The 6,035-nt window shown below is 75.9% G+C and carries 5 protein-coding genes; all 5 read left to right on the top strand.

What is annotated here, in order from left to right:
* Positions 1 to 190: 190 nt before the first annotated feature.
* Positions 191 to 1,849, top strand: a complete 1,659-nt coding sequence (locus ABZ951_RS33310) for a DUF3492 domain-containing protein (protein ID WP_344097897.1) — start codon at positions 191 to 193, stop codon at positions 1,847 to 1,849.
* Positions 1,846 to 2,850: a hypothetical protein gene (locus tag ABZ951_RS33305; protein WP_361281700.1), complete on the top strand. Its 1,005-nt coding sequence runs from the start codon at positions 1,846 to 1,848 to the stop codon at positions 2,848 to 2,850. The genes ABZ951_RS33310 and ABZ951_RS33305 overlap by 4 nt, the downstream gene beginning before the upstream one ends.
* Before the next feature lie 102 nt (positions 2,851 to 2,952).
* Positions 2,953 to 3,867: an NAD-dependent epimerase/dehydratase family protein gene (locus ABZ951_RS33300; protein WP_344091710.1), complete on the top strand. Its 915-nt coding sequence runs from the start codon at positions 2,953 to 2,955 to the stop codon at positions 3,865 to 3,867.
* On the top strand, positions 3,867 to 4,634 hold the full coding sequence (locus tag ABZ951_RS33295; protein ID WP_344091727.1) for a spherulation-specific family 4 protein: 768 nt from the start codon (positions 3,867 to 3,869) through the stop codon (positions 4,632 to 4,634). The genes ABZ951_RS33300 and ABZ951_RS33295 overlap by 1 nt, the downstream gene beginning before the upstream one ends.
* Positions 4,635 to 4,718: 84 nt before the next feature.
* Entirely contained in the window at positions 4,719 to 5,897 is a 1,179-nt protein-coding gene (gene moeZ, locus ABZ951_RS33290) for an adenylyltransferase/sulfurtransferase MoeZ (protein ID WP_344091708.1), read from the top strand.
* Positions 5,898 to 6,035: the final 138 nt, after the last annotated feature.

Here is a 6,035-nt window from a genome sequence, read left to right as displayed (position 1 = left end):
GGAGACGGCGGGCGGCGCGGGCCATGTCGAGCACGGTGGCGAGTACGCCTCCGAGGGGCGGGCGGCGGAGGTGCCGGCGCGCGCAACCGTCCGTCGCGCCACAGCGCCGCCCGCATAGCGTGCTCCCGCTGCCGTTCGGCGGCTGCGGGCCACAAGAGGGCGACCACAAGGGACAGACGGGGGTGCGTGCGTGCGCGTGGGACTCCTTACGGAGGGTGGGTATCCGTATGCCACGGGTGAGGGCGGTCAGTGGTGCGACCAACTGGTGCGGGGGCTGGGCCGGCACGACTTCGAGATCTACGCCCTGAGCCGGGGCGCCCGCCAGGAGCGCGGCGGGTGGTACGGCCTTCCCGAACAGGTGCGGCGCGTACGGACGGCTCCCCTGTGGGGCGATCCCGCCGAGGGCGGTGGCGGCCCCGGGCCCGCGGGGGGCGCGTACGGACGGCGTGAACGGCGCCGGTTCGGGGAGTGCTTCTGGGAGCTGGCGACGGCGATCAGCGCCACGGACGCGCCCGGCGCGTCGGACGGGCAGGACACGGCGGGCGCGGACGGCGCCGCGGGCACGGAGGACGGCGCCGCCGCCACCGGCTCCCCCGGCGGTCAGGCGTACCGTTTCGCCGAGGCCCTCCACGGCCTGGCCGACCTCGCCCGCGACGCCGGCGGCCTCGGCCCCGCCCTCCGCTCCGACCAGGCCCTGCAGACCCTGGAGACGGCATGCCGCGCACCGGGCGCCCACCCCGCCGCGTACGGCACCCGGGTCGCCGACCTCCTCGCCGTCTCCGCGCTCCTGGAACGGGCGCTGCGCCCGCTGTCCCTGGACTGGTACGGCGCCACCGGCGGTGATCCGGGGCTCGCCGCCGTCGATCTCTGCCACGCCACCTCGGCCGGGCCCGCCGCGCTGCCGGGACTGCTGGCCAAACGCTTCTTCGGTACCCCGCTGCTCGTCACGGAGTACGAGGTGCGGCTGCGCGCCTACTACGTCAACAGCGCGGCCAGGGCCGCCGGTCTCTCCCTGGCCGTACGGACCCTGCTGGCCGCCTTCCACCGGCTGCTGACCGCCGAGGTCTACGGCCGGGCCGACCTCATCACCCCCGGCGACACCCAGGTACGGCGCTGGCAGGAGCGCTGCGGCGCGGACCGCGAGCGGGTACGCACGGTCCACCCCGGCGTGGACGCGCTCCCCTACGAGGCCGTGGGCGAGGGCGCGGAGAGCGGCGTCGCCGACGACGGCCGGACGCTGGTGTGGGTCGGCGGCCGGGCCGAGCCCTGCCTGTGGGAGGCGCTCGCCGCCGTCCGCGAGGCCGAGCCGGGGGTGCGGCTGCGCATCGTCGGCACCCCGCCGCCCGGCACCGGCGTGCCCGACGGCGTGCCCGACGGCGTCACGTACGGGACCGCGGGCCCGGAGACGTACGCCGCGGGCAGCGTCGTCCTCACCGGCCCCGCGGACGGCTTCCCGCTGCCGCTGGTGGAGGCGATGTTCTGCGGCCGGGCGACCGTCTCACCGGACGTCGGCGCGGTGCGCGAAGTCATCGGCGGCACGGGCCTGGTGGTCCCCGCCCGCGACCCCCGCGCCCTCGCCGACGCCTGCCTCACGCTCCTGCGCGACCCCGGCCGGCGGCTGCGGCTCGGTGCCGCCGCCCGGTCCCGCGCCCTGGAACTCTTCACCGTCGAGCGGCATTTGACGGCCTTCCGCGGCATCTACCTCGAACTGATCTCGCACGCACCGGTCCGGCACGACGCCCCCGACCCCTCCGTGCCCTTCGCCCGCGCCGCGGAATCCCACCCGCCGCTGTCCTGGGCCGCCCGCCCTGGCCGCCCCGCCGCGCCCACCTGGGCAGGCCGCCCATGAGCACTCCCCTCCGGGACGGCGGCGCCCCCGCACCCGCGGGCATACCCGCAGCCCCCGCACCCGCCGACCCCGTCCGGGCGCTTCTGGAGCGCCACCGCGACCTGTGCGCCCGCGCCGTGGACCCCCTGGAGATCGCCGCGGTCCTGCAGGCCCGGGGGCTCGCGGAACGGATGGCGGCGGAGTGCCGGCACCGCGATGTGTTCTCCCTGGCCGAGGAGCTGCACGCCCGCGCCCGGCGCGTGGAGACGGCGCTGGACGCCCCGCAGGGCGCCCGGCGCACCCCGCGGGCGCGCGCCCCGCGGGCAGCCGGCCCCTGGCGCGTCGTCAGCTCCCTGGCCATCGCCTGGCTGCTCACCTACGCCCTCGTCGGCGACGCCGTCCTCACCGCGCTGTCCGGCGGTGGCGCCTTCCCGGCGCTGCACGCCTGGCCCGGGGCCCTGCGGGCGGCCGCGCCGACGGCCGCCGCCCTGGCCTGCGCCACCGTGCCCGCGGCCTGGTGCGCGCGCTGGTTCGCCTCCCGGGTGCGCCACGCCCTCGTCGACAGCCGGTCCCTCGCGGAGTTCCGGGCGCGCGTGCGGCCCCTCCTGATGACGGCGCTCGGGCTGTTCCTGGCCGCGCTGACCGCCCTTCTCTGGGCCGCGCACACGGCCCTCGGCCCCGGCCCTCGGACCAGCCCGCTCGCCGCGGCCGCGGCGCTCGGCGCGCTGCTGTTCCTCGCCCGCCTGACCGCCGGGCCCGGCTCCGGGAGAGCCGGCGCCTGCGCCGCATGGGCCGCCTGCGCGGCGCAGGGCGCGGCCCTGGCCGCCGCGTGGCTCTTCGAGGGCGGCCCGGCCGGGCCGTACGGGCCGGCCGCCGTGCCCCTCGTGGCCTGCGCCGTTCCCGCGGCCGCCCTGCTGGCGCACGCCCTGCTCGTCCTCGCCCGCGCCTCCGCCCACCGGCACGGGCCCCGCGCCCCGCACCCCACCGCACCCGCCGACGCCTGCGAAGACCCGGCCCGGTGACCCCGCCCGGCCGCACACCCCGGCCGCACATCCCTTCAGAGGAGCAAGGAACATGACCGTTCACCCCACCCCCACCGCTGGGCGAGAGCGAGGGCGCGACCGATGAGGGTCCTCCTGCTCGGTGCCAACGGCTACCTCGGCCGCTACGTGGCCGACCGGCTGCTCGCCGACCCCGCCGTCCAGCTCACCGCGCTCGGCCGCGGTGACGACGCGGACGTCCGCTTCGACCTGGCCAGCGGCAGCCCCGGGGCGCTCACCCGGTTCCTCAACGCCGTCCACCCCGGCGTGGTGATCAACTGCGCGGGCGCCACCCGGGGCGGCGCCCGCGACCTGACCCGGCACAACACCGTCGCCGTCGCCACCGTCTGCGAGTCGCTGCGCCGCAGCGGCTGCGGCGCGCGCCTCGTCCAGCTGGGCTGCTCCTCGGAGTACGGGCCCTCGCAGCCCGGCTCCTCCACCGCGGAGGACGCCGTGCCGCGCCCCGGCGGCCCGTACGGGGTGAGCAAGCTCGCCGCCACCGAGCTGGTGCTCGGCTCCGGCCTGGACGCCATCGTGCTGCGCGTGTTCTCGCCGGTCGGGCCCGGCACCCCCGCCGGCTCCCCGCTCGGCCGGCTCGCCGACGCCATGCGGCGCGCCATGCAGAGCGGCGACAGCGAACTCAAGCTCAGCGGCCTCGGCGTCCAGCGCGACTTCGTCGACGTGCGCGACGTCGCCCGCGCCGTCCACGCCGCCTCCCTCTCCGCCGCGCAGGGCGCCGTCAACATCGGCACCGGCCGGGCGGTCCGGCTGCGCGACGCCGCCTCCCTCCTCGCCCGGGTCGCAGGCTTCGGTGGCGCCCTCCACGAGCTGGACGACCCCCACCTGGGCACCCCGCCCGCCTACCCCTACCCCGACGGCTGCGGCAGCTGGCAGCAGGCCGACGTGCGCACCGCCCGCGACCGGCTCGGCTGGCGCCCCCGCATCGGCCTGGAGGAGTCGCTGGCCGACATCTGGATGGAGGCCGCGTGTCGCATCTGATGCCCTCCGGCCACCGCCGCGCCGGCCCCCTGGCCGACGCCCCGCTGCGCCTGGGGGTACCCGGCTTCGGCCACCCGCTGCTCGCCCCCGCCGAGTGGGGCGAACTCCTGCGCCACGACGTGCCCGTGGACTGGGTGGTCCTCGGCAGCGGGGGCCTGGGCGCGCTCGGGGCCGCCTCGGGCGGCCCCGGCGCCCGCCCGGACCCGCACTGCCTCGCGGCCGCCGCCCGGCTGCGCGGGGCGGGCGTCCGCATCCTGGGCCACCTCGACCTGGGGTTCGGGGAGCGGCCCTTCGCGGAGCTGCTGGCGGAGGCCCAGCGCTACCTCAACTGGTACAAGGTGGGCGGCTTCGCCCTCGACGGCTGCCCGACGGACCCGGCCGCGCTGCCCGGCACCCGCCGCACGGTCGCCGCGCTGCGCACCCTGCTGGAGCGCGCGTACATCGTGCTCGTCCCCGGCACCCACCCCAGCGCCGGCTACGCCTCGCTCGCCGACCAGTTGGTGACGTTCCGCGGGCCGTGGCCGGCCTACCGCTGGTCGCAGGTCGCGGAGTGGACCGCGGACCACCCGCCCGAGCGGTTCTGCCACCTGGTGCACGGCGTGCCCGCCCCCCACCTGGACGAGGCCCTGCGGATCGCCCGCTGGCAGGGCGCGGGCACGATCTACGTGACCGACCGGACGGACCGGGACGAAGCGGACCCCTGGGAGGTGATGCCCGGCTACTGGGACGAGATCGTCTCGCGCATCGGACCTGGTGTCTCGGAATGAGGAGGGCCGTGGCAGGGTTACAGGGGAAGAACAGAACGCTGCCTCTATGTTCCCCGCCTCCGCGGGGATGACCCTGGAGACCCCGTGTCGCTGCCACCCCTGGTCGAGCCGGCCGCCGAGCTCACCGTTGACGAGGTTCGTCGGTACTCCCGCCACCTGATCATCCCGGACGTCGGGATGGACGGGCAGAAGCGCCTGAAGAACGCCAAGGTGCTCTGCGTGGGGGCCGGCGGCCTCGGCTCGCCCGCCCTGCTGTACCTCGCGGCGGCCGGCGTGGGCACGCTGGGCATCGTGGAGTTCGACGAGGTCGACGAGTCGAACCTGCAGCGCCAGATCATCCACAGCCAGGCGGACATCGGCCGCTCCAAGGCGGAGTCCGCCCGCGACTCCGTCCTGGGCATCAACCCGTACGTGAACGTCGTCCTCCACCAGGAGCGCCTGGAGGCGGAGAACGTCAAGGAGATCTTCTCCCAGTACGACCTGATCGTGGACGGCACGGACAACTTCGCCACCCGCTATCTCGTCAACGACGCCTGCGTGCTGCTGAACAAGCCGTATGTCTGGGGTTCGATCTACCGCTTCGACGGCCAGGCGTCGGTCTTCTGGTCCGAGCACGGCCCCTGCTACCGCTGCCTGTACCCCGAGCCCCCGCCGCCGGGCATGGTCCCCTCCTGCGCCGAGGGCGGCGTGCTGGGCGTCCTGTGCGCCTCGATCGGCTCGATCCAGGTGAACGAGGCCATCAAGCTGCTGGCGGGGATCGGCGAGCCGCTGGTCGGCCGGCTGATGATCTACGACGCCCTGGAGATGAACTACCGCCAGGTCAAGATCCGCAAGGACCCGGAGTGCGCGGTCTGCGGGGAGAACCCGACGGTCACCGAGCTCATCGACTACGAGGCGTTCTGCGGCGTGGTCTCCGAGGAGGCCCAGGAGGCCGCGGCCGGCTCCACGATCACTCCCCGGCAGCTCAAGGAGTGGATCGACGGGGACGAGGCGATCGACATCATCGACGTCCGCGAGCCGAACGAGTTCGAGATCGTCGCCATCCCCGGCGCCCGCCTGATCCCCAAGAACGAGTTCCTGATGGGCAGCGCCCTTCAGGACCTGCCGCAGGACAAGAAGATCGTCCTGCATTGCAAGACGGGTGTCCGCTCCGCGGAGGTCCTCGCGGTCCTGAAGTCCGCGGGCTTCGCCGACGCGGTCCACGTCGGCGGCGGCGTGATCGGCTGGGTACACCAGGTGGAGCCCGAGAAGCCGGTGTATTAGGGCGGGACTTCGGGTGCGGGCCGTGGGGGTGCACCACCGCTGCGCGGCAGTGTCCTCAAGCGCCGGACGGGCTGCTGTGCTGTGTGCACAATCGCCCGACCGGCAGGAAACAACCCCTACCGCGCATGATGTAGCCCC

The sequence above is a fragment of the Streptomyces sp. NPDC046215 genome (assembly GCF_040646215.1).
Taxonomy (GTDB): Bacteria; Actinomycetota; Actinomycetes; order Streptomycetales; family Streptomycetaceae; genus Streptomyces; species Streptomyces stramineus.
The sequence above is the reverse complement of the archived record's forward strand: the minus strand, read 5'-3'. Positions and strand labels throughout refer to the sequence as shown.

Excerpts from the sequence above, each read along its gene's own strand:
- ABZ951_RS33300 (WP_344091710.1), top strand. The coding sequence starts at position 2,953 with ATGAGGGTCCTCCTGCTCGGTGCCAACGGCTACCTCGGCCGCTACGTG.
- ABZ951_RS33295 (WP_344091727.1), top strand. The coding sequence starts at position 3,867 with ATGCCCTCCGGCCACCGCCGCGCCGGCCCCCTGGCCGACGCCCCGCTG.
- ABZ951_RS33305 (WP_361281700.1), top strand. The coding sequence starts at position 1,846 with ATGAGCACTCCCCTCCGGGACGGCGGCGCCCCCGCACCCGCGGGCATA.